This window comes from Bradyrhizobium sp. MV1.5, assembly GCF_055807615.1.
This window is the reverse complement of sequence record NZ_JBVVPL010000036.1, coordinates 18,267-40,976: the sequence shown is the minus strand read 5'-3', so window position 1 is coordinate 40,976 and position 22,710 is coordinate 18,267. Positions and strand designations below refer to the sequence as shown.

At 64.8% G+C, this 22,710-nt stretch carries 16 protein-coding genes; 7 read left to right on the top strand and 9 right to left on the bottom strand.

Translation table 11 applies throughout. The annotated features are described in order from the left end of the window. Positions 1–150 precede the first annotated feature (150 nt). Together AC0L2J_RS27110 and AC0L2J_RS27105 are read right to left on the bottom strand one after the other, a co-directional pair. A complete protein-coding gene (locus tag AC0L2J_RS27110; RefSeq protein ID WP_473395060.1) occupies positions 151–3,315 on the bottom strand; it encodes an efflux RND transporter permease subunit in 3,165 nt (1,054 codons plus the stop codon). Beyond that, on the bottom strand, positions 3,312–4,523 hold the full coding sequence (locus tag AC0L2J_RS27105; protein ID WP_473395059.1) for an efflux RND transporter periplasmic adaptor subunit: 1,212 nt from the start codon (positions 4,521–4,523) through the stop codon (positions 3,312–3,314). Before AC0L2J_RS27105 ends, AC0L2J_RS27110 begins: the two co-directional genes overlap by 4 nt. A 547-nt stretch (positions 4,524–5,070) precedes the next feature. Between AC0L2J_RS27105 and AC0L2J_RS27100 the strand changes: the two genes are divergently transcribed. The 7 genes from AC0L2J_RS27100 to AC0L2J_RS27070 all read left to right on the top strand — a co-directional run bounded on the left by AC0L2J_RS27100 (position 5,071) and on the right by AC0L2J_RS27070 (position 13,570). After that, entirely contained in the window at positions 5,071–6,225 is a 1,155-nt protein-coding gene (locus AC0L2J_RS27100) for an iron-containing alcohol dehydrogenase (RefSeq protein ID WP_473395058.1), read from the top strand. An 18-nt stretch (positions 6,226–6,243) separates the two neighbouring features. Then, positions 6,244–7,794: an AMP-binding protein gene (locus tag AC0L2J_RS27095; protein WP_473395057.1), complete on the top strand. Its 1,551-nt coding sequence runs from the start codon at positions 6,244–6,246 to the stop codon at positions 7,792–7,794. 294 nt (positions 7,795–8,088) lie between these two features. Beyond that, positions 8,089–9,687 carry an ABC transporter substrate-binding protein gene (locus AC0L2J_RS27090; RefSeq protein WP_007615879.1) on the top strand — a complete coding sequence of 533 codons (1,599 nt, stop codon included), beginning with the start codon at positions 8,089–8,091 and terminating at the stop codon, positions 9,685–9,687. Positions 9,688–9,729: 42 nt separating this feature from the next. Next, positions 9,730–10,677, top strand: coding sequence for an ABC transporter permease (locus AC0L2J_RS27085; protein WP_473395056.1), 948 nt, complete (start codon positions 9,730–9,732; stop codon positions 10,675–10,677). 9 nt (positions 10,678–10,686) lie between these two features. Then, a complete protein-coding gene (locus tag AC0L2J_RS27080) occupies positions 10,687–11,580 on the top strand; it encodes an ABC transporter permease (protein WP_063996437.1) in 894 nt (297 codons plus the stop codon). Then, a complete protein-coding gene (locus tag AC0L2J_RS27075; RefSeq protein ID WP_473249900.1) occupies positions 11,580–12,587 on the top strand; it encodes an ABC transporter ATP-binding protein in 1,008 nt (335 codons plus the stop codon). The genes AC0L2J_RS27080 and AC0L2J_RS27075 overlap by 1 nt, the downstream gene beginning before the upstream one ends. Continuing rightward, the gene (locus tag AC0L2J_RS27070; protein ID WP_473395055.1) at positions 12,584–13,570 is read left to right on the top strand and encodes an ABC transporter ATP-binding protein; all 987 of its coding nucleotides are present in this window, start codon (positions 12,584–12,586) and stop codon (positions 13,568–13,570) included. The genes AC0L2J_RS27075 and AC0L2J_RS27070 overlap by 4 nt, the downstream gene beginning before the upstream one ends. Before the next feature lie 49 nt (positions 13,571–13,619). Here the strand turns inward: AC0L2J_RS27070 and AC0L2J_RS27065 are convergent, their stop codons facing one another. From AC0L2J_RS27065 to AC0L2J_RS27035, 7 genes are all read right to left on the bottom strand, one after another. After that, on the bottom strand, positions 13,620–15,593 hold the full coding sequence (locus AC0L2J_RS27065) for an acetyl/propionyl/methylcrotonyl-CoA carboxylase subunit alpha (RefSeq protein ID WP_473395054.1): 1,974 nt from the start codon (positions 15,591–15,593) through the stop codon (positions 13,620–13,622). Continuing rightward, a complete protein-coding gene (locus tag AC0L2J_RS27060) occupies positions 15,590–17,206 on the bottom strand; it encodes an acyl-CoA carboxylase subunit beta (protein WP_473395053.1) in 1,617 nt (538 codons plus the stop codon). Before AC0L2J_RS27060 ends, AC0L2J_RS27065 begins: the two co-directional genes overlap by 4 nt. A gap of 114 nt (positions 17,207–17,320) precedes the next feature. Beyond that, positions 17,321–18,187 (bottom strand): beta-keto acid cleavage family enzyme, encoded by an 867-nt coding sequence (locus tag AC0L2J_RS27055; RefSeq protein ID WP_473395052.1) that lies wholly within the window; start codon positions 18,185–18,187, stop codon positions 17,321–17,323. 218 nt (positions 18,188–18,405) lie between these two features. Then, positions 18,406–19,206, bottom strand: coding sequence for an AraC family transcriptional regulator (locus tag AC0L2J_RS27050; RefSeq protein WP_473395050.1), 801 nt, complete (start codon positions 19,204–19,206; stop codon positions 18,406–18,408). A gap of 181 nt (positions 19,207–19,387) precedes the next feature. Continuing rightward, on the bottom strand, positions 19,388–20,044 hold the full coding sequence (locus tag AC0L2J_RS27045; RefSeq protein WP_007615899.1) for a glutathione S-transferase family protein: 657 nt from the start codon (positions 20,042–20,044) through the stop codon (positions 19,388–19,390). Then, positions 20,044–21,207 (bottom strand): acyl-CoA dehydrogenase family protein, encoded by a 1,164-nt coding sequence (locus AC0L2J_RS27040; RefSeq protein WP_473395048.1) that lies wholly within the window; start codon positions 21,205–21,207, stop codon positions 20,044–20,046. Before AC0L2J_RS27040 ends, AC0L2J_RS27045 begins: the two co-directional genes overlap by 1 nt. Positions 21,208–21,330: 123 nt before the next feature. Beyond that, positions 21,331–22,467 (bottom strand): acyl-CoA dehydrogenase family protein, encoded by a 1,137-nt coding sequence (locus AC0L2J_RS27035; RefSeq protein ID WP_473395047.1) that lies wholly within the window; start codon positions 22,465–22,467, stop codon positions 21,331–21,333. Positions 22,468–22,710 lie beyond the last annotated feature (243 nt).

Genomic DNA, 22,710 nt, shown 5'->3' with positions numbered 1-22,710 from the left:
TCCCACGCTGCCGCGCCCCCGCGGTGTCCTGTCCCCCCGGCCGCCCCCCCTCCCCCCCCCCCCCCCCCCCCCCCCCCCCCCCCCCCCCCCCCCCCCCCCCCCCCCCCCGACACTGTGGGTGTTGATGCGATGGCGCTGCACTGACTACGATCACCCCACCGCCTTCGGCTTCCCCTCGTTCTTCCCCTCGGCCAGGTTCCTCACCACCACGTAGAAGATCGGCGTGAACAACAGCCCGAACAGGGTGACACCGATCATGCCGAAGAACACGGCGACGCCGACGGCTTGCCGCATCTCCGAGCCGGAGCCGGACGAGATCACCAGCGGCAGCACGCCGAGGATGAAGGCGAAGGACGTCATCAGGATCGGCCGCAGGCGCAGGCGGCAGGCGTCGATCACGGCCTCCAGCCGCGGCTTCCCTTCTTTCTCGATGTCGCGGGCAAACTCGACGATCAGGATCGCGTTCTTTGCCGCCAGCCCCACCAGCACGACGAAACCGATCTGGGTGAGGATGTTGACGTCCTGCCCCATGATGCGCACGCCGATCGTGGCGGCCAACAGGCACATCGGCACGATCAGGATCACCGCGAACGGCAAGGTCCAGCTGCCATATTGCGCGGCGAGCACGAGATAGACGAACAGCACGCAGATCGGGAACACGTAGAGACCCGCATTGCCGCCAGTGATCTGCTGGTAGGACAGATCGGTCCATTCGAAGCTGAAGCCGCTTGGCAGGGTGTCATCGGCGAGCTTCTTGATCGCGTTGAGCGCGGTGGTCGAGCTGGTGCCCGGCGCCGGCTCGCCCTGGAGCTCGGATGCCGCATAGAGATTGTAGCGAGCGACGCGGTCGGGGCCGGAGATGTCCTTGAAGTCGACCACGCTGCCGAGCATCACCATGTCGCCGGAGGCGTTGCGCGTCCGCAGCCGCGCAAGATCGCTCGGCTCTTTTCGGAACGGGAAGTCGGCCTGTGCGGTGACGTGGTAGGTGCGGCCGAACAGGTTGAAGTCGTTGACATAGGTCGATCCGAAATAGGTCTGGATCGTGTCGTTGATGTTGGCGATGGGAACGCCGAGCTTCTGCGCCTTGGTGCGGTCGATATCGACGAAGAGCTGCGGCGTATTGGCCGAGAATGGCGAGAACACCGTGGGAGCGAGCAGCGAGGGCGATTTGCGCGCCGCGGCGACGAGCTCGTCGGTGGCCGAGGCGAGCAGCTCAGGCCCGCGGCCCTGGCGGTCCTGGATTCGGATGGCGAAGCCGCCGCCGGTGCCGATGCCGGGCACGGCCGGTGGCGGAATGACAATGATGAACGCGCCCTGGATTGCAGCGAGCCGCTTGCGCAGCTCGCCCGTGATGGCGTTCGCAGTCAGCCCCTTCTTGATCCGCGCCTCGGGCTCGTCGAACACCGGGAAGAGCGCCGCCGCGTTGCCGGCCTGCGTCCGCGTCGCGCCGGAGAAGCCGGCGAAAGCGGCGACGCGGATGATACCCGGCGTATCCAGCGCGATCCGCTCGATCTCGCGCACGACCTCGGTGGTGCGTGCCAGCGAAGCGGCACCCGGCAATTGCACGGAGATGATGACGTAGCCGCGGTCCTGCGCCGGAATAAAGCCTTGCGACGTGGTCCCGATCAGCCAGCCGGCGCTGCCGATCAGCACGACGTAGATCAGGATCATCACCGCGGAATGGCGGATCACGAAATTGGCGAGGCCGGCATAGCCATGCGCGAGCCGGTCGAACACGCGGTTAAACACGCCCGTGAAAGCGTTCCAGCCGCGTGCAACAAGATTCCAGCGCGCCGGCGGCCGTTTCTCCTCATGCGGGACGAGGAGAAGCGAGGCCAGCGCCGGCGATAGCGTCAACGAGCAGAAACAGGAGATTGCGGTCGCGACCGCAATGGTGACGGCGAATTGCTGAAAGAACTGCCCTGAGATGCCGCCCAGAAACGCAGTCGGGACGAACACCGCGCACAGCACCAGCGCGATCGACACCAATGCGCCGCCCACCTCCTCCATCGTCTTCAGCGCGGCATCGCGCCGGCTCATGCCATGCTCGAGATGCCGCTCGACATTCTCGACCACCACGATGGCGTCGTCGACCACGATACCGACGGCGAGAACGAGCCCGAACAGCGTGAGATTGTTGATCGAGAAGCCGAGCGCCGCCATCACCGCGAAGGTGCCGACCAGTGAAACCGGGATCGCGATGATCGGGATGATCGCGGGCCGCCATCCCTGCAGGAACACTAGCACCACGACGACCACGAGCAACATGGCCTCGTAGATGGTCTTGATCAGCTCATGGACGGACTGCGCGATGAACTCGGTCGGGTTGTAGCCGATATTGAAGTCGAGGCCCTTCGGAAAGGTCTCCTTCAGCTTCGTCATCGTGTCCGAAATGTGCTTCGCTGTCGCGAGCGCGTTCGATCCCGGCCGCTGCGTCACCAGCATCGCGACCGCCGATTTGCGCAGCAGGAAGCTGTTGGTGGAGTAGGCGAGAGCACCGAGCTCGATACGGGCGACGTCGCGCAGGCGCACCGTGCGGCCGTCGGAGCCGGCCTTGATCAGGATGTCCTCGAACTGCTTCTGGTCTTTCAATCGCCCCGTGAAGGTGAGGTTCGGCTGGAAGGCGCGGTCGGCGATCGGCGGTTCGGCGATCTGGCCGCCCGCGATCTGCACGTTCTGCGCACGGATCGCGGCGAGCACTTCGGCCGACGTCAGGCCGAGATTGGCGATCCGGTCAGGATCGAGCCATAGCCGCATCGAATAATCGCGTGCACCGAAGATCTGGATGTCGCCGACGCCGTCGATCCGGAGCAGCTGGTCGCGGACCTGGAGCAGCGCGTAGTTGGAGATGTAGAGCTGGTCGAAGGTGTCGTCCGGCGACAGCATGAACACGACCATCAGGATGTCGGGCGAGTTCTTGCGCGTGGTGACGCCGTTGCGCTGAACCTCTTCAGGCAGGCGCGGCTGCGCGATCGCGACGCGGTTCTGCACCAGCACCTGAGCCTTGTCGAGATCGGTGCCGAGCTTGAAAGTGACGGTGATGGTGAGCTGGCCGTTCGAGGTCGCCTGGCTGTAGAGATACAGCATGTCCTCGACGCCGTTGATCTCCTGCTCGATGGGAGCTGCAACCGTGTCGGACACCGTCTGCGCGGAGGCGCCCGGATATTGCGTGGTGACGACGACGGTCGGCGGCACCACTTGCGGATATTCGGAGACAGGCAGCGTGGTGTAAGCGAGCGCGCCGACGATCAGCAGCACGATCGACAGCACCATCGCGAGAATGGGCTGGTTGATGGAGAGACGGCCGAGGTTCATGACTTGTCACCGGGCTTGCCGCCGGCTGGCGCAGTCTGCGGGGCGACCTTGGCGCCGACACGGGCGCGCTGGATGCCGTTGACGATGACACGGTCCTCCGCCTTCAGCCCTTCGCGGATCACGCGCAGGCCGTCGTCGAGCGGCCCTAGAATCACGGGACGCGCCTCGACAGTGTCGTCCGGCTTCACCACGAACACGATCTTGCGGGACTGGTCGGTCGCAACCGCGACGTCGGGAATCAGAAGCGCCTCATATGGCGCGCTGCCGATCAGGCGGACGCGACCGAACTGACCCGGCAGGATCGACAGATCGGTGTTCTTGATCACGGCGCGGCTGCGCAGCGTGCCGGTGGAGACATCGAGGCGGTTGTCGAGGAAATTGATGCTGCCTTCACGGGATGGTTTCGTCTCGCCCGCGAGCGTCACCTGCACAGGGTTCGCCGTATCGCGCGAACTCGGGCGGCGGCCTTCGAACCACAGCTTGCTGTATTTGATGAAGGTCGCCTCATCCATGTCGAAATAGATATAGATCGGGTCGAGCGTCACGATCGAGGTGAGCAGCGTCGACGTTCCGGTATCGCTGCCCTGCACGAGATTGCCAGGGCTGACAAGGTGGCGGCTGACGCGACCGGTCAGCGGCGCCGTCACATGCGTGAATTCGATGTTGAGCTTGGCGACTTTGAGCGCACCCTCGGCCTGTGTTTCGGCAGCGTGCGCGGCCTGCAAGGCCTGACGGCGCTGATCGACCACCTGCTCGGAGACGGCGCTGGTCTGCACCAGGCTCAAACCGCGATCGAGCTCACGCTTTGCAAGCTCTACCTTGGCACGCGCATCGGAAAGCTGCCCCTCGGCCTGCGTGGCCACCGCCTCGAATGGACGCGGGTCGATGACGTAGAGCAGATCGCCCTGATGCACGATGGCGCCATCCTGGAATTCGACAGAGTTGACGAACCCGCCGACGCGCGGGCGGACCTGCACCTCCTCCATCGCCTCGAAGCGGCCGGTGAACTCGTCCCAATCGGTGACGGTGCGCTTGACCGGCTGGGCGACGGTCACCGGCGCGGGCGGGGGAGCGCTTGCCTGCGAGGCCGGCTGGCCGCAACCGGTGAGCACGAACGCCGCGGCGAGAAGGCCGAAAATGGCGTAAGGCCGAGGCGAAACGAAATCGTGCGTTTTGACAAATTGCTCGCTTCCGTCCGGTCCAGTCATCCCAGGTCCTCGCATAAAAACCGCGGAAATAGCAGGGTACGCCTGTACCCGCGGGCGCCACAAGATGGGTTTCAATGATGAACTCTTCAAGACCACCGCACGCGCAATGCTCGGCGAGATGCCCTAGCCGGAAGGCGGGTTGACAGGGAGAGAAGCGACGCTCCTTCGCCTCTCCCCGCTTGCGGGGAGAGGCCGACGCGCGAAGCGCGGCGGGGGGGGGGGGGGGGACGCGCCGGGAAAAAAAAAGCCCCCCCCCGGGCGGGGGGGGGGGGGGGGGGGGGGTCCCCCCCCCCCCCCCCCCCCCCCCCCCCCCCCCCCCCCCGGGGCGGCCGCCCCCCCCCCCCCCCCCCGGGGGGGGGGGGGCGGCCCCCTCTCCGCGAGTCAAACTATCGGCTCCCTCGCGGAGAGCCCCCCTCACCCCAACCCTCTCCCCGCAAGCGGGGAGAGGGAGCCGATAGAGCTCAGCGTCTTCGCGCATGACGAATGCCGCCAGCGCGGTTAGACTACCCGGCAGAAAAACAAGACGAATTGTCCGGGGAGGACAGGCGTGCACCAGGGACGTGTCGTTTACGGTGCGATCGAGGAAGTCGTGTTCGGCCACCCCGCGGCCGAGGCCGTGGTCGCGCAGATGGATCGGCTGGGGACGCGCCACGCCTTCCTGATGGTGTCGGGCACGCTCAACCGGCAGACCGACGAAATCGCGAAGATCAAACAGGCCCTGGGCACACGCTGCGCGGGCGTCTTCGACGCCATGCCGGCGCACACCCCGCGCGAGGCGGTGATCGCCGCCACCAATGCGGCGCGCGAAGCGGGCGCCGACCTGATCGTCACCGTGGGCGGCGGCTCGATCACCGACGGCGCCAAGGCGGTGCAGCTGTGCCTCGCCAACGGCATCGACGATGTCGACGGCATCGAGCGCATCCGCGTGCACAAGGGCGTCGCGCCCGAGATGACGGCGCCGACCGTGCGTCAGATCAGCGTCCCGACCACGATCGCCGGCGGCGAGTTCAGCTCGATCGCAGGCGTCACCGACCGCACCGCCCATGTGAAACAGATGCTACGGCATCCGCTCGCAGTGCCGCGCGCGACCATCCTCGATCCCGCCATCACCGTGCACACACCGGAATGGCTGTTCCTCTCGACCGGCATCCGCGCCATCGATCATTGCGTCGAGGCGATCTGCTCGCGCGAGACGCATCCCTATGCCGACGCGCAGTCGGTCAAGGGCCTCGCCATGCTCGCCGACGCGCTGCCGCGGGTGAAGGCTGACCCTGCCGACCTCGACGCGCGGATGGACGCGCAGATCGGCACCTGGCTGTCGATGGGCGCGCTCGCCGCCGGCGTGCCGATGGGGGCAAGCCACGGTATCGGCTACGTGCTGGGCGCAGCCTTCGACGTGCCGCATGGCTACACCTCCTGCATCATGCTGCCGGCCGTGATGCGCTGGAATGCGCCCGACAATGCCGAGCGCCAGATGATCGTCGCGGCCGCGATGGGCTTTCCCGGCCACAAGGCGGCCGATGTGCTCGATGCCTTCATCCGTTCGCTCGGTATGCCGCGCAGCCTCGCCGAGGTGCGCGTCACGCCGGAGCATTTCGACGCCATCGCCGAGCAGGCGATGCGCACGAACTGGATCCCGCGCAACCCGCGCAAAATCGACGGCCCCGCGCAGGTGCGCGAAATCCTGCTTCTTGCCGCATGATCTAAAGCCGGAGGACCGATGTACCCAGGTCAGCATGCCCGCCTGCGCCCGCTCCAGCCCGCCTTCATCATGGCGGCGACCGGCGAGGCCGTCACCTATCGTGAGCTCGATGCGCGCAGCAATCGCCTTGCGCATCTGTTCCGCAAGCACGGCCTGAAGCGGCTCGACCACTTTTCGATCTTCATGGAGAACAACTCCCGCTATCTCGAAGCCTGCGGCGCGGGCGAGCGCTCCGGCCTCTACTACACCTGCATCAACTCGTTCCTGACGCCGGGCGAACTCGCTTATCTCCTCGTCAACAGCCAGTCGAAAATCCTGATCACGTCGGTGGCGAAGCTCGACATCGCGCGCGAGGCGATCAAGGTCTGCCCCGATATCAGGCTGTGCATCGTCGCCGACGGCCCGGGCGAGAGTGAGCGCATCGTCGGCCTCACCGAGGTGACCGCCGAGTTGCCGACGACGCCGATCCCGGATGAATGGCTTGGCACCGCCATGCTGTATTCATCGGGCACGACGGGACGGCCGAAGGGGATTATTCGCCCGCTGCCGGAGGAGCCGCCGAAGCACAATCTGCCGCTGTTCGAGTTCCTGACAAAGCTCTGGCAATACCGCGAGGGCATGATCTACCTCTCGCCCGCGCCGCTCTATCACTCCGCGCCGCAGGCCGCGGTCAATTTGACGATCCGGATGGGCGGCACCGCGATCATCATGGAGAATTTCGATCCCGAGCGTTACCTCCAGCTCGTCGAGCATTGGGGTATCACCCACACCCAGCTCGTACCGACGATGTTCTCGCGCATGCTCAAGCTGCCGGAGGAGGTGCGCACGCGCTACGACCTCTCCTCGCTCGAAATCGCGATCCATGCCGCCGCGCCCTGCCCGGCGCTGGTGAAGGACGACATGATCAAATGGTGGGGACCGATCATCCACGAATATTACGGCGCGACCGAAGGCCTTGGCTTCACCGCCTGCAACAGCGCGGAATCGCTCGCCCATCGCGGCACCGTCGGCAAGGTGCTGCTTGGCGACCTCCATATTCTCGACGAGAGCATGAAGCCATGCCCGACCGGCACGCCAGGACAGGTCTGGTTCAAGACGGCCTCGCCTTTCGAATATTTCAACGACCCGGAGAAGACCAAGGAAGCACGCTCGGCCGACGGCAGCATGAGCACGGTCGGTGATGTCGGCTATGTCGACGAGGACCGCTTCCTCTATCTAACGGACCGCGCGACCTTCATGATCATCTCCGGCGGCGTGAACATCTATCCGCAGGAGTGCGAGAATCTGCTGATCACCCATCCGAAGGTTGCGGACGCCGCGGTGTTCGGCGTGCCCAATCCCGACCTCGGCGAAGAGGTGAAGGCGGTGGTGCAGCCGATGCCCGGCATCGTGCCGGGCGAGGCGCTCGCCGAAGAGCTGATCGCGTTCTGCGGAGCGTCGCTGTCGCGGCAAAAGGTGCCGCGCTCGGTCGATTTCGAAAAGGAGTTGCCGCGGCTGCCGACGGGGAAGCTGTACAAGCGGCTGCTGCGGGACCGGTATTGGGGGAACAAGGCGTCGAGGATTGTGTGAAGACCGCCGTCGTCCTGGCGAACGCCAGGACCCATACCGCGTGATCTCACGAGTGAAGAAGGTAGCAATACCGAACGACCATCTTCGCCAAACACCTCCTTGAGGTGATGGGTCCTGGCGTTCGCCAGGACGACGCGGGAGGGACGTCTCTCAATTTGTGAGAGAACCCCCTGCGGCCTTGCGTCATCCGAATTGCCGAGAGAGTAGCAGACCTTGCCGGTTGCCTCACCGCGCACGCGTCGCTATCGTCCACTCAAACAGGCCGCAAAAGGCCGATGTCCAGGGAGGATGAGCATGTCGAGCGTGTGGTCGCTCGCCGCAATGGCGGCGCTAACTGTGCTGACGACCTCGAACACCACGCTGGCCGGCGAACCAAAGCAGGGCGGGATCCTGCGGATGTATCACCGCGACAGCCCGGCCAATGCGTCCATCCTGGAGGGCGCGACATATTCGATCAACGTGCCCTTCATGGGAGTGTTCAACAATCTCGTCGTTTACGACCAGCACATTGCGCAGAACAGCCCTGATACCCTGAGGCCAGAGCTGGCCGAGAGCTGGTCCTGGAGCGGCGACAACAAGAAGCTGACCTTCAAACTGCACCAAGGCGTCAAGTGGCATGACGGCAAGCCGTTCACGTCGGCCGACGTCAAATGCACCTTCGATCTCCTGATGGGCAAATCGCAACAAAAGCTGCGGCAGAATCCGCGCAAGGCCTGGTACAACGAGGTTAACGACGTCACACCGAATGGTGATTTCGAGGTCTCCTTCGATCTGAAGCGGCCGCAGCCCTCGCTGCTGGCGATGCTCGCATCCGGCTATACGCCGATCTATCCCTGTCACGTCTCGCCGGCGGAGATGCGCACCCATCCGGTCGGAACCGGCCCGTTCAGATTCGTCGAGTTCAAGGCCAATGAATCGATCAAGCTGACGCGAAACCCGGACTATTGGAAGAAGGGCCTGCCCTATCTCGACGGCATCGAGTACACGATCATCACGAACCGCTCCACCGCGATCCTCGCCTTCGTCGCCGGCAAGTTCGACATGACCTTCCCGACGCACATCACGATCCCGCTCCTCAAGGACATCAAGTCGCAGACGCCCAACGCCCTCTGCGTCGTCGAGCCGACCAACGTTTCGACCAACATCATCGTTAATTCGGCGGCCCCGCCGTTCGACAACATCGACATCCGCCGGGCCATGGCGATGGCACTCGACCGCAAGGCCTTCGTCGACATCCTGTTCGAAGGCCAGGCCGATATCGGCGGCACCATGCTGCCGCCGCCGCAGGGCATCTGGGGCATGCCCAAGGACAAGCTGGAGACCATTCCAGGCTATGGCTCGAACGTGAATGCGAGCCGGGATGAGGCCAGGAAGCTGATGCAGAAGGCGGGCTACGGCCCCGACAAGCACCTGGCGGTGAAGGTCTCGACGCGCAATCTCGCGGAATATCGCGATCCCGCGGTGATCCTGATCGACCAGCTCAAGAGCATCTATATCGACGGCGAGCTCGACGTGGTCGAAACCGCAAACTGGTTCCCGAAGGTTGCGCGCAAGGATTACATGCTCGGCCTCAATCTGACCGGCAATTCCGTCGACGATCCCGACCAGTCTTTCTACGAAAACTATTCCTGCGGCTCGGAGCGGAACTACACCAATTATTGCAACAAGGAGATCGAGAAGCTGTTCGACGTGCAATCGCAGGAGATCGACATTGGCAAGCGCAAGCAACTGGTCTGGGACATCGACAAGAAGCTGCAGGAGGATGTCGCCCGCCCGATCATCTTCCATGCGCGAGCCGGCACCTGCTGGCAGCCTTATGTCAAGGGCGTGACGGTCATGTCGAACAGTTCTTATAACGGCTTTCGCTACGAGGACGTCTGGCTCGACAAGTAGAGCGCAAGGCTGACGACTAGCGGCTCGACAGGAGGGCGCGGGATGTTTGCCTATCTGGTACGGCGTCTGTTCCTGATGTTCGTGACCCTGTTCGGGATCTCGATCGTCATCTTCTTCCTGCTGCGCGTCGTGCCCGGCAACATCGTCGACATCCTGTTTGCCGCCGCCGGCTATGTCGATCCCGCCGACAAGGCCAATCTGGAGAAGGAGCTCGGCATCGATCAGCCGCTGGTGGTGCAATATTGGCACTGGATCAGCGGCTTCCTGCGCGGCGATTTCGGCTACTCCTATGTCTCGGAGAAGCCGGCGCTTCAGGAAATCCTGCCACGGATTCCGATCACCGCACGGCTCGCCGGGCTGGCGTTGTTGTTCTCGGCGTCGATCGGCATTCCCCTGGGCGTCATCAGCGCGGTGAGGCAGGGAACGAGGCTCGATTACGCGTTGCGTGTGGTGAGCCTGAGCGGATTGTCGCTGCCGTCGTTCTGGCTCGGCCTGCTCATCCTCACCGCATCGGTGGCGATGTTCAACCAGATGCCGATCTTCAACCCGAATCCGGCGACCTGGCTGGAAGCCTTCGCGACCTACGCCGTGCCCGCGGCCGCCGTCGGCTTCCGTAGCGCGGCACTGACCATGCGGATCACGCGATCCTCGATGCTGGAGGTGCTGCGGCAGGACTATATCCGCACCGCGCGTGCCAAGGGCGCATCGGACGCCGCCGTGAACTATCAGCATGCGCTCAAGAACGCGATTTTGCCCGTCATCACCGTGATCGGCATCGAGGCGGCGTTCCTGATCGGCGGCCTCATCGTGACGGAGACGGTGTTCAACATCCCCGGTGTCGCGCGCTTCCTGGTCGAGGCGATTCGCTGGCGCGATTATCCGATCGTGCAGAACCTGGTGATGCTGATTGCCATCGTCGTGGTGAGCGCGAATTTCATCGTCGACATGCTGTACGCCGTTTTCGACCCGCGCATCCGGTACACGGATTAGGAGAGCCTGTTGGCTGCGATCGACTATGACGTTGAACTGAGGCGCGCCGGGGCGCACGCGACCGTCGGCTGGCGGCGCGTGCTGTTTTTGGCGCAGCGGCACGTGCTGGGCGCGGCCGGCCTTATGATCATGACCCTGTTCGTTTTCACAGCGATATTCGCCGACTTCATCGCGCGCTACGATCCCCTGACGATCGACTCCGCCCGCGCCCTGGCGCGTCCAAGCCTGGCCCACTGGATGGGCACAGACTCCTTCGGCCGCGATGTCTTCAGCCGCATCATTCATGGCGCGCGGATCTCGCTCGCGGTCGGCATCGGCTCGACCGCACTCGGTGGCAGCATCGGCGTGATCGTGGGCCTCACCTCCGGCTATCTCTCCGGCTGGGTCGATCTCGTGTTCCAGCGCGTCTCCGACGTCCTCCAGGCGCTGCCGCTGCTGGTGTTGGCTCTGATCATGACCGCGGCGCTTGGGCCATCCTTGCCGAACGTCATCATTGCGATCGCCATTCCGCTGATCCCGACTGTGTCGCGCGTCATCCGCGCCAACACGCTGGCGCTGCGCGAGCTGCCGTTCATCGAGGCCGCCAAGTCGATCGGCATGAGCGAGGTACGCATCGCGCTCCGTCACGTGCTGCCCAACACGCTGGCGCCGCTGATCGTGCTTGCGACCGCCCAGCTCGGCTCGACCATCCTCACCGAAGCCTCGCTCTCCTTCCTCGGCCTCGGCATTCCCGAGCCGTACCCGTCATGGGGCCGCATGCTCTCTGAATCCGCCGCCGAATATGTCCGCACGGCGCCCTGGCTGGTAATCTTCCCGGGCATTGCCATCAGCCTCGCGGTGTTCGGTGCCAATCTGTTCGGCGACGCCTTGCGCGACATCCTCGATCCCCGGCAGCGCGGCTGATGGCTGACAAACCCGATCTCGTGCTCGAGGTGAAGAACCTGAAGACGGTGTTCTTCACCAACTCCGGTCTCTTCCAGGCCGTCGACGATGTTTCCTTCACGGTGAAGCGCGGCGAGACGCTGGCGATCGTCGGGGAATCCGGCTGTGGCAAGAGCGTCACCGCCTTATCCCTGATGCGGCTGGTGCCGGATCCGCCCGGCCGCATCGTCGGCGGCTCCGTCACGCTTGAAGGAACCGATCTTCTGACGCTGGACGAGGCAGAGATGCGCGCCGTCAGGGGCAACCGCATCTCGATGATCTTCCAGGAGCCGATGACCTCGCTCAATCCGGTGATGCGGATCGGCGACCAGATCGTCGAGGCCGTGCGGCTGCACCGGAACATGTCGAGTAAAGAGGCTCGGGACATTGCGATCGAGATGCTGCGCCTGGTGCGCATCCCCGAACCGGCTCGGCGCGCAAGGGAATATCCGCATCAACTGTCCGGCGGTATGCGCCAGCGCGCCATGATTGCCATGGCGCTGGCGTGCCGGCCGGCGCTGCTGATCGCGGACGAGCCCACGACCGCGCTCGATGTCACCATCCAGGCGCAGATCCTGGCGCTGATCCTGGACCTTCAGAAGGAGCTCGGCACCGGGCTCGTGCTGATCACGCATGATCTCGGTGTCGTCGCGCAGACCGCGCAGCGCGTCATCGTGATGTATGCGGGACGGAAGGTCGAGGAAGCGAGCGTCGAGGCACTGTTCGCCGCGCCAAAGCATCCGTACACGCGCGGATTGATGGCCTCGATCCCGGCGGTGCCGGCACCGGGCGTCGCGGCGCCGGCACGGCTCAACGAAATTCCCGGCACAGTGCCGTCGCTGGTGCGGCTGCCGAAGGGATGCGCGTTCGCGCCGCGCTGCAAGCTCGCGATCAAGCGCTGCGAGGCCGAATATCCGCCGCTCATCGATTGGGGCGGCGGCCATCTCGCCGCCTGCTGGCGCGCGGCCGAGGTTGCGGAGGTGGCATGACCGAGGCGCTGCTCGAAGTCACCGATCTCAAGAAGCACTATCCGGTGCGCGCCGGCGTGTTGCGCCGACAAGTCGGCACAGTGCATGCGGTCGACGGCGTCTCGTTCTCGGTTGGAGTCGGCGAGACGCTGGGCCTCGTCGGCGAATCCGGTTGCGGCAAGTCGACGGTGGCACGCAGCGTGCTGCGGCTGGTTGAGCCGACCTCGGGTCAGATCCGGCTCGAAGGTGAAGACATCACGCATCTCTCCAAGTCCGCGCTGCGTCCGCACCGACGTTCGATGCAGATCGTGTTCCAGGATCCTTTCGCCTCGCTCAACCCGCGTATGACCGCCGGGGACATCGTCGGCGAGCCGCTGTTCGTGCACGGGCTCGCGACCGGCAAAGCGCTGGAGACGCGTACCGCAAACCTGTTCGAGCAGGTCGGCTTACGGCCCGACCAGATGCGCAACTTTCCGCATCAATTCTCCGGCGGCCAGCGCCAGCGGATCTGCATCGCCCGCGCGCTGGCGCTCGGGCCGCGGCTGATTGTCTGCGACGAGCCGGTCTCCGCGCTCGACGTCTCGATCCAGGCCCAGGTGATCAACCTCCTGATCGACCTGCAGCGCGAGCACGGCTTCTCCTATCTCTTCATCGCGCACGACCTCGCGGTGGTCGCCCATATCAGTCACCGCGTCGCCGTGATGTATCTCGGCCGCATCGTCGAGATTGCCGACAAGGACGAGCTGTTCCGCAATCCGCGCCATCCCTATACGCAGGCCTTGCTCGCCTCGGTACCGGTCGCCAGCCCGCTCGCCAAGAAGCTCGTGCCGCTGGTCGACGGCGACGTGCCAAGCCCGGTCAATCCGCCATCCGGATGCGCGTTTCACACCCGCTGCCGGTTTGCGATGGAGCGATGCAGGACGGAACGGCCGGCGCTGCTGGACGCGGGCGAGGTGCACGAGGTGGCGTGCCTGCTCAATGAGGGGACGGGGCGGAGCCAATAGCTCGCTGTCGTCCCGGCGAAGGCCGGGACGACAAGTTGAGCTTGCCGCCCTACCCCGCCCCGATCTCCGCCACGATCCGGCCCGTCGTTACCTGCTCGCCCTCGGCGACGTCGATCGCGGCGACGACGCCGTCGATGCCGGCCTTGTGGACGTGCTCCATCTTCATCGCCTCCAGTGTCATCACCGGCTGCCCGGCGGTGACGCGGTCGCCCGGCTTGACGAGGACGGCAACGACGCGGCCGTTCATGGCAGCACGAACCTTGCCGTCTCCGTTGCTTGCGGCGGCCTTCGGCGCGGCGAGCGTGAGATCGGTCGCCGCGAGCGGGATGCCGCGGCGCTGGAGGTGGAGCCCGTCGCCGTCGCGCAGGAATTTGGCGCTTTCCATAACGCCGTCATGGCGGAAGCGGATCACGCCGAGATCGAGCTGGTCGATTTCGAACTTATCCTGCCGGCCGTCGCTCGCGACGGTGTAGCTGCCATCGCGCTCCCGCGTGACTTCGAGCTCATACACGTGGCCTGCGATCTCGATTTTCGCCGGCAGCGGGAACGTTGCCGCGAGGCTCCGTCCGCGCCGCCACGCCGGTGCCTGCGGGTTCGTGACGTAGAGCAGCAGGCCGGCCAAAGCGATATCGAATGCGGCGTCCGCGCGCGGCGCCAGCAATTCGTCGCGATGCGCACCAATGAACGCCGTGGTCGCCTCGCCTTTGGCGAAGTCGGGATGACGCAGGCATGACAGCAGGAAGGCCTGATTGGTGGTCACGCCGAAAGCGGTCAGTTGCTCCAGGCCGACGATCAACCGCCCCCTCGCCTCCTCGCGTGTCGCGCCTTGGCTGATCACCTTGGCGATCATGGAATCGTAGAACGGCGGAATCTCGGAGTCCGATTGCAGTGCATGTTCGACGCGGATGCCATCCGGCACCTGCCAGCGCGCCATGCGTCCGGACTGCGGCATGAAATCATGCGCGGCATCCTCCGAGCAGAGCCGCACCTCGATGGCGTGGCCCGTGAAGCGAATGTCCTGCTGCTTGACCGGCAGCGGCTCGCCGCGCGCGACCCGCAACTGCAATTCGACGAGATCGAGCCCGGTGATCGCCTCGCTCACGGGATGCTCGACCTGGAGGCGCGTATTCATCTCCATGAAGTAGAACGCGCCGCTTGGATCGAGCAGGAATTCGAGCGTGCCGGCGCCCTCGTAACGCAGCGCCTTCACCGCGGCGACCGCGACCTCGCCCATCTTCGCGCGCAGTTCCGGCGTCACGGCGGGCGAAGGCGCCTCCTCGATCAGCTTCTGGTGCCGGCGCTGCACCGAGCAGTCACGCTCGCCGAGATGGATGGCGTTGCCATGGCTGTCGCCAAACACCTGAATTTCGATGTGACGGGGATTCTGGATGGCGCGTTCGAGGATCACCGTCGCATCGCCAAACGCCGCCTGCGCCTCGGACCGCGCGCTGCGCAGTGCCTCGGGGAACGAACTGGCATCCGCCACGAGCCGCATGCCGCGTCCACCGCCGCCGGCGACCGCCTTGATCATCACGGGGAAGCCGATCTTTTTGGCCTCCGCGAGCATCACCTCATCGCCCTGATTGGCGCCCTGATAACCGGGCACGACGGGCACGCCGGCTTTTTTCATGATCTCCTTGGCACCGGCCTTGTTGCCCATCGCCGCGATCGCCTGCGCCGACGGGCCGATGAAGACGAGCCCGGCATCCTTGCAGGACTGTGCAAAATCCTCGTTCTCAGCGAGGAAGCCATAGCCGGGATGAACGGCATCCGCGCCGCTGGCCTTTGCGGCCGCCACGATCGCGGGAATGTTGAGGTAGGATTGCGCCGGCAGCGCTTCGCCGATGCGCACGGCCTGGTCGGCCTGTCGCACATGAAGCGCATCGCGATCCGCATCCGAATAGACCGCGACGACGCCGAGGCCGAGCTTCCGCGCGCTGCGCATCACCCGCAGCGCGATCTCGCCGCGATTGGCAATCAAGACCTTGAAGAACGGCCGGTGCTGCACTGATCCGTTCCTCATGGGCGGGCCACCGAAAACTGCATGCGTTGCGGTGTGCGCGCATCGCCCTCGCGGCAGATCGCGAGCACTTCCGACAGCACCGCGCGGGTGTCGCGCGGATCGATCACGCCGTCGTCGAGTACGCGCGCGCTGGTCGAGAACACGTCCATCTGGCCGTCGAACACGCCGACGATCTGCGCCTTCATGGCGTCGAGCTTTTCTTTTTCCACCGGCTTGCCGCGGCGAGCTGCTGCGGCTTCGGTGACGATCGCCATGGTCTCGGCGGCCTGCTCACCGCCCATCACGGCAGTCTTGGCATTGGGCCAGGAGAAGCAGAAGCGCGGATGGAAGCCGCGCCCGCACATGCCGTAATTGCCTGCCCCGAACGAAGCGCCGCAAGAGATGGTGATCTGCGGCACCGTCGCCGACGTCACCGCCTGGATCATCTTGGAGCCGTGCTTGATCATGCCGGCTTCTTCGTAAGCTTTGCCGACCATGTAGCCGGTGGTGTTGTTCAGATAGAGCAACGGCGTGCGGGTCTGGCAGCACGCCTGGATGAAATGCGTCGCCTTGTTGGCACCCGCCGGATCGAGCGGGCCGTTGTTGGTGACGATGCCGATCGCCTGGCCCTCGATACGGGCATGGCCGCAAACGGTCGCCGGGCCGTAGTTCGGCGCCATCTCGGTGAAATCGGAATCGTCCACGATGCGCGCGATGACCTGCTTCATGTCCACGGAGCGCTTGTGGTCCATCGGCATGATGCCGAGCAACTCGTCCTGGTCGTAGCGCGGCGGCTTGTATTGCGCAGCTCCCTGGTCCGGCCGCGCCCATTCCAGCGCCGCCATGATCTCGCGCGCGATGCGCAGGGCGTCGCGGTCGTCTTCGGCGAGGTAATCGCCGAGGCCGGAAACCTGCGTGTGCATCTCGGCGCCGCCTAGCTCCTCCTCAGTCGCGATCTCGCCCGTTGCGGCCTTCAGCAGCGGCGGCCCGGCGAGGAAGGCGCGGGTGCGGCCGCGCACCATGACGATGTAGTCGGACAGGCCGGTCTGATAGGCCCCGCCCGCGGTCGACGAGCCATGCGTCACGGTGACGACCGGTAGCCCGGCTGCCGAGAGCCGCGCGAGATTGCGAAAAATGTTGCCGCCCCGGACAAAGTCTTCGACGCGGTAACGCAGGAGATTGGCACCGGCGCTCTCCACCAGCTGGACGTAAGGCAGCTTGTTCTCCAGCGCGAGCTCCTGCACCCGCAGCGTCTTGTCGAGGCCGTAGGGTTGAAGCGCGCCGGCATCGATGCCGGAATCGTTGGCGCTGATCATGCAGCGGATGCCCGAGACGAAGCCGATGCCGGCGATGACGCCGCCGCCGGGCACGCTCTTGTCCGGATCCGATACGTCGAACATGTAGCCGGCGAGCGTGGACAGCTCGATGAAGGGCGCGCCGGGATCGAGCACGAGCGCGACGCGCTCGCGCGGCAACAGCTGGCCGCGCTTGTGGAAGCGATCTTTCGCTGCGGCCGACGCCGCACGCGTGCGCTCTTCCAGCGCACGCATGCGGTCGATCAGGCCGAGCATGCCGTCGCGGTTGGCGCGATAGGCGGCACTGCCTGGGGAGACGGTGTTTTCGAGAATGGACATGACTCAATCCTGCTCGTCATTGCGAGGAGCGAAGCGATGAAGCAATCCAGACTGCATCTATGGAGAGATTCTGGATTGGTTCGCTTCGCTCGCAATGACGGTTGAGGCGATAATTTACCGATTCGTCCCAAAAATCGTCCGCGCTTCCGCGGGGCTCGCAATCTCGCGGCCCGCACGGCGGGCGCAGGCGGCGATGGCCTCGATCAGCTGGCCGTTCGACGTCACCTTCTTGCCGTCGGCGAGATAGAAGGCATCTTCGAGGCCGGTGCGCAGATGGCCACCGAGCTCGGCGCAGCGCTGGTGCAGCGGCCAGATCTCTTCGCGACCGATCGCGGTGACCTGAAATTGCGCCTCGGGACGCTTCAGCTTGATCAAGATCGGCAGCAGATCGGGATCCGACGGCATGCCGGAGGCGACGCCCATCACGAAGTTATATTCGAGCGGGCCCTTGTACATGCCGACCTGGCGGTACATGCCGACGCAGCGCACGATGCCGACGTCAAAACATTCGAACTCGGGGATGGTCCCGACCGCGTTCATGACATCGAGATAGTCCTTCACTTTCTCGACCGCATTGTCGAACATCATCGGCGGCCAGGCCCAACTGTTGTCGGCCTTCACCTTCAGATAGTTCAGCGAGCCGGCATTGCAGGCGGCGATCTCCGGCCTGGTCTCGCGGATGCAATCCAGCGCTCCGCTGTAGTTCGGCCCGGAGACGCCCGAGGTGTGATTGATGATCACGCCAGGGCAAGCTTCGCGAATCGCCTGTTGGACCTCCTTGCTGACGCTGACCTCCCACGACGGCAGATGCCCCTTGTCCGGCGCCTGCTGGCGCAGATGGATGTGCATGATGGACGCGCCGGCGTCGAACGCAGCCTTGGCCTCGCGCGCCATCTGCTCGGGCGTCACAGGCACGTTGTGCTGCTTCGGGTCGGTGAGCACGCCGTTCAGCGCGCAGGTGATGACGGCCTTGTCGCTCATGCCACTGATGTCTCGCACGTTGAGAATTCAACGCTTGCGATCATGTGATGGGCGGCATACGGCTTCTTGCGCGGAGAAGCTGGAAAACGGAAGTCGTAGGGTGGGTTAGCCGAAGGCGTAACCCACCTCTTTGGTTTCCGCGTAGACAGAAGTGGTGGGTTACGCTAGCGGACTGCGCTTCGCGCAGCCGCGAGCTAACCCACCCTACAAGAGCGACCCTAGCTCGCCTCCGCAAGCCTCACCGTCTCGCTGCTGCGATAGATCGCGAGATCCCGCGAGCCGACGAAGATCGCGCGCGGTTTCAAACCGTAGAAGCGGCGGATCGAGTGGCTGAAATGGGTGCTGTCGGGATAGCCGATGTCCTGCGCGAGATGGGCGAGGTTGAGGTCCTGGTTGGCGAAGTGCAGCAGGTGACGCGCGCGCTTCCAGGCGCGGAAGGAGCGGAACGAGATGCCGGTCTCTTCCTTGAACAGATGCAGGAAACGCGAAGCGGAAAGTCCGGCCTCCGCCGCACAAGTGTCCGCCGTCACGGGCTCGCCCGTGAAGCGGCCGATACGGGCGACCGCACGCGTCACGCGGGCATCGAGCATGCGGCGCGGCAGCGCTTCGCCAAAACACATCTCGTCGAATTCGGCGGTGGTGATGTCGCCGTAGCGGCGCTGGCGCAGCAGCGTGTAGGCGGCGAGTATCTTGCGGGCATAGACAGCCCTGTCGGGTCCGGTGAGCCGCTCGGCCAACGCCTCGATCACGCCATCAGGCATGCTCTCCGGTTCCAGCGTGACGCTGATCGCGGTGCGGTAGTCGCTGGCAATGGAATGCCGCTGGTTCGGCAGGGTGACGAACAGCTCGCCGGTGGCGAGGACATCCTCGATCGTCAGATGCAGGCTGCCCTTCACCGCAACATAGACATGGCAGCAGCCGGGGGTCCGCTTGCGGGGCCGGCCGAGCAGGCCGGCATAGAATACCCGCTCCGGCGTGATCAGCATCAAATGGTCGGATTCGCGACCGTTATCTTCCATGGGGATCCTCCTCGCGCGGCTCTTTGGCCGCTGCGGACGGAGGTCACCTTAGCGGAAATCTGGGCGCTGTCACGGCGGGATAGCGCTATCATGGAGCGCAAAAGGTCGGCACTCCGCGAGGGGTGATGACGAGCCGGAACTCCTGCCAACATTGTCGTCCTGGCTTTCGCCAGGACGACAATTAAGCCCTCACCCTTGGCGCCACGTTCTGCTCGACGCCGGCCTGTTGCTCCGCAGCAACCGCGCGCTTGAAACCATCGCGCTGCTGCAGGCGCGCCCAATAGGCTGCGACATTTGGCCCAAAATCCTTGGCGAGCCCGATATTTTCCGCGAGGCGGAGCGCGTAGCCGATCACGATGTCGGCGGCAGTGAAGCGGCCGGCGCACAAGGTTTCAGTATTCGCAGTGGCTGCCTCGACGGCGCGCAGCCTTCCCAAGAACCATTTGGCATAGTCGCCGGCCACCTGCGGATTGCGGCGCTCTTCCGGCTCGAGTTGGGTATATCGGAGCACCAGCGTCTGCGGGAAGGTTAACGTGGCGTCGCTGAAATACATCCAGTTCAGGAACGCGCCATAGGCGGGATCTTCAGGTCCGACCATCAATGGCGTCGGTCCATGCTTGGTGCCGAGATAGTGGCAGATGCCGGACGATTCCGTCATCCTGGTCTCGCCGTCGATCAAGAAGGGGATCGTGCCCAGCGGATTGAGCGCGAGGTATTCCTTGGCGAACACCCGCGGCGGGAATGGCAGCATCTTCAATTCGTAGGGAAGCCCCATCTCCTCCAGCATCCAGAGCGGACGGAACGAGCGCGCGGCGTCGCAGTGATAAAGCGTGATCATCAGGAACTTCCTTTGCTGCCGGGCAGCGTGCCCATCATCTTGCACAGGACCATCAGCATGACCTCGTCGGCGCCACCGCCGATCGATGTCAGGCGACTATCGCGATAGGCGCGACTGACCGGCGTCTCGTTGGTAAAGCCCATTCCGCCCCAATATTGCAAGCAGGCGTCGGTAAGCTCGCGGCCGAGTCGCCCGGCCTTCAGCTTGGCCATGGTCGCAAGTTTTGTGACATCCTCGCCCGCCACCAGCGCCTCGCCAGCACGATAGATCAGCGCGCGCAGCAGCTCGACCTCGGTCTGCATCTCGGCCAGCTTGAAGTGAACGACCTGGTTGTCGAGGATCGACTTCCCAAAGGCCTTGCGATTGCGGGTGTAGTCGATGGTCTCGTTGATGATGTATTCATGCGCCTTCAGGCAGGCGGCCGCGCCCCAGAGCCGCTCCTCCTGGAACTGGATCATCTGGTAGGTAAAGCCCTTGCCCTCCTCGCCGATCCGGTTGCGCCTGGGCACGCGGACATTATCGAAGAAGATCTGCGCGGTGTCGGAGGAGCGCATGCCCATCTTGTCGAGCTTGCGCGCGACGGTGACGCCCTTGGTCTTCATCGGCACGCAGATCAGCGACTTGTTGCGGTGAACGGGTCCGTCGCCGGTATTGGCGAGCAGGCAGATCCAGTCGGCCTGAGTGCCGTTGGTGATCCACATCTTGCCGCCATCTATGACGTAATCGTCGCCGTCCGCGCGCGCATTGGTCTTGATCGAGGCGACGTCAGAACCAGCGCCGGGCTCGGAGACGCCGATGCAGGCGACGTAGTCGCCTGAGATCGAGGGGCCGAGAAACTCACGCCGCACCTCGTCCGAACCGAACCGCGCCAGCGCCGGCGTCGCCATGTCGGTCTGCACCCCGATGGCCATCGGCACGCCGCCGCAGGTGATGGCGCCAAGCTCCTCCGCCATCATCAGTGCGTAGGAGTAATCGAGCCCGGAGCCGCCGAATTCGACCGGCTTGTTCAGCCCGAGAAAGCCGAGGCTGCCCATCTTCCTGAACAACTCGTGCGCCGGGAAGATGTCGGCTTTTTCCCATTCATCGACATAGGGATTGATTTCGTTGGCAATGAATTTTTGCAAGCTTCGGCGGATCTCGTCGTGATCGGCGGTAAACAGCATTTCTTTCCCTTTGTCATTCCGGGGCGCGCGAAGCGCGAACCCGGAATCCATTCTTCTGCGACATCTGCGGCTCGATGGATTCCGGGTTCGACGCTACGCGCCGCCCCGGAATGACGGCGTCCTTCACAACCCCATCTGCCGCGACGCCAGATCCTTCATGATCTCCTCGGTGCCGCCGCCGATGGCGTTGACCTTGACCTCGCGATAGATGCGCTCGGCCTTGATGCCGCGCATGAAGCCTGCGCCGCCAAAAATCTGCACGGCTTCCGAGGCGCAGAATGCCATGGTCTGCGTCGCCTGGTTCTTCATCATGCAGATTTCGGCGACCGGGCTTTCGCCCTGTTCCAATCGCCAGGCCAGCATCTCCAGCATCGCCTGCGATGCGGCGACCTTCTGCGCCATGTCGACGATCTTGTGGCGGATCACCTGGTGCTGCGCGAGCGGCTTGCCAAAGGTCTTGCGCTCCTTGGCATAGGCAATCGCCTCGTCGAGGCAGACGCGCGCGAACGCGGTGCAGCCCGCCGCCATGCCCATGCGCTCGCTGTTGAAATTCCGCATGATGATCTTGAAGCCATGGCCTTCGTCGCCGATCAGGTGTTCCGCCGGTACGCGGCACGCGTCGAAATGCAGGGTCGCGGTGTCAGAGGCCCACCAGCCCATCTTCTTCAGCTTTGTCCGCGACAGGCCGGGCGTATCCCCCTCGATCAGGAGCAGGCTGACGCCGCCGGCGCCCTCGCCCCCGGTGCGCACCGCAACGGTCAGATAGTCGGCGCGCATCCCGGATGTGATGAAGGTCTTCTCGCCGCTCACGACGTAGTAATCGCCGTCGCGCCGCGCCTTGGTCCGGAGGCTCGCAACATCAGAACCGCCGCCCGGCTCGGTGATCGCGAGCGCTGAAATTTTCTCACCCGCGAGCACCTGAGGCAACACGCGCGCCTGAACCTCGGGGCGCGCGGCCCGCGCGACCGGCGGCGAACCGATCGTATGGCTCATCAAGCTGGCGCTGACGCCGCCGGCGCCAGCCCGCGCCAGCTCCTGGCTGGCGACGATCTTCATGAACTGGTCGGCGGCGATCCCGCCATATTCCTCGGGAAATCCGAGTCCCAAGAGCCCGATCTCGGCCGCCTTGCGATAGAGCGCGCGCGGGAATTCGCCGGCCTCGTCCCACTCGTGGGCAAAGGGTGCAATCTCCTTGTCGACGAAGCGGCGCATCACCTCGCGAAAGGCGTCATGCTCGGCGGTATAGAACGGGCTCATCATGGCACTCTCGCCTTGCTGGCGGATTCGTCTCGTCCACCATGGCCGGAACCTTGGCGGCTCACTTGCGCGGAGTGGCTGGCCGGCGGCCGCTTCCGAGCAGCGCCCGCTCTAGCAACTCAACGCAAGACGATTTTGACCGCTCGCGCGCCAACTCCGGATCAAAAAAAGGCGTGGTGCACAAACTCCGGCTGGCCCCTGGGCCATGCCGGGCATGGTGCATGGCAATACGGACGCGGGCGGCAC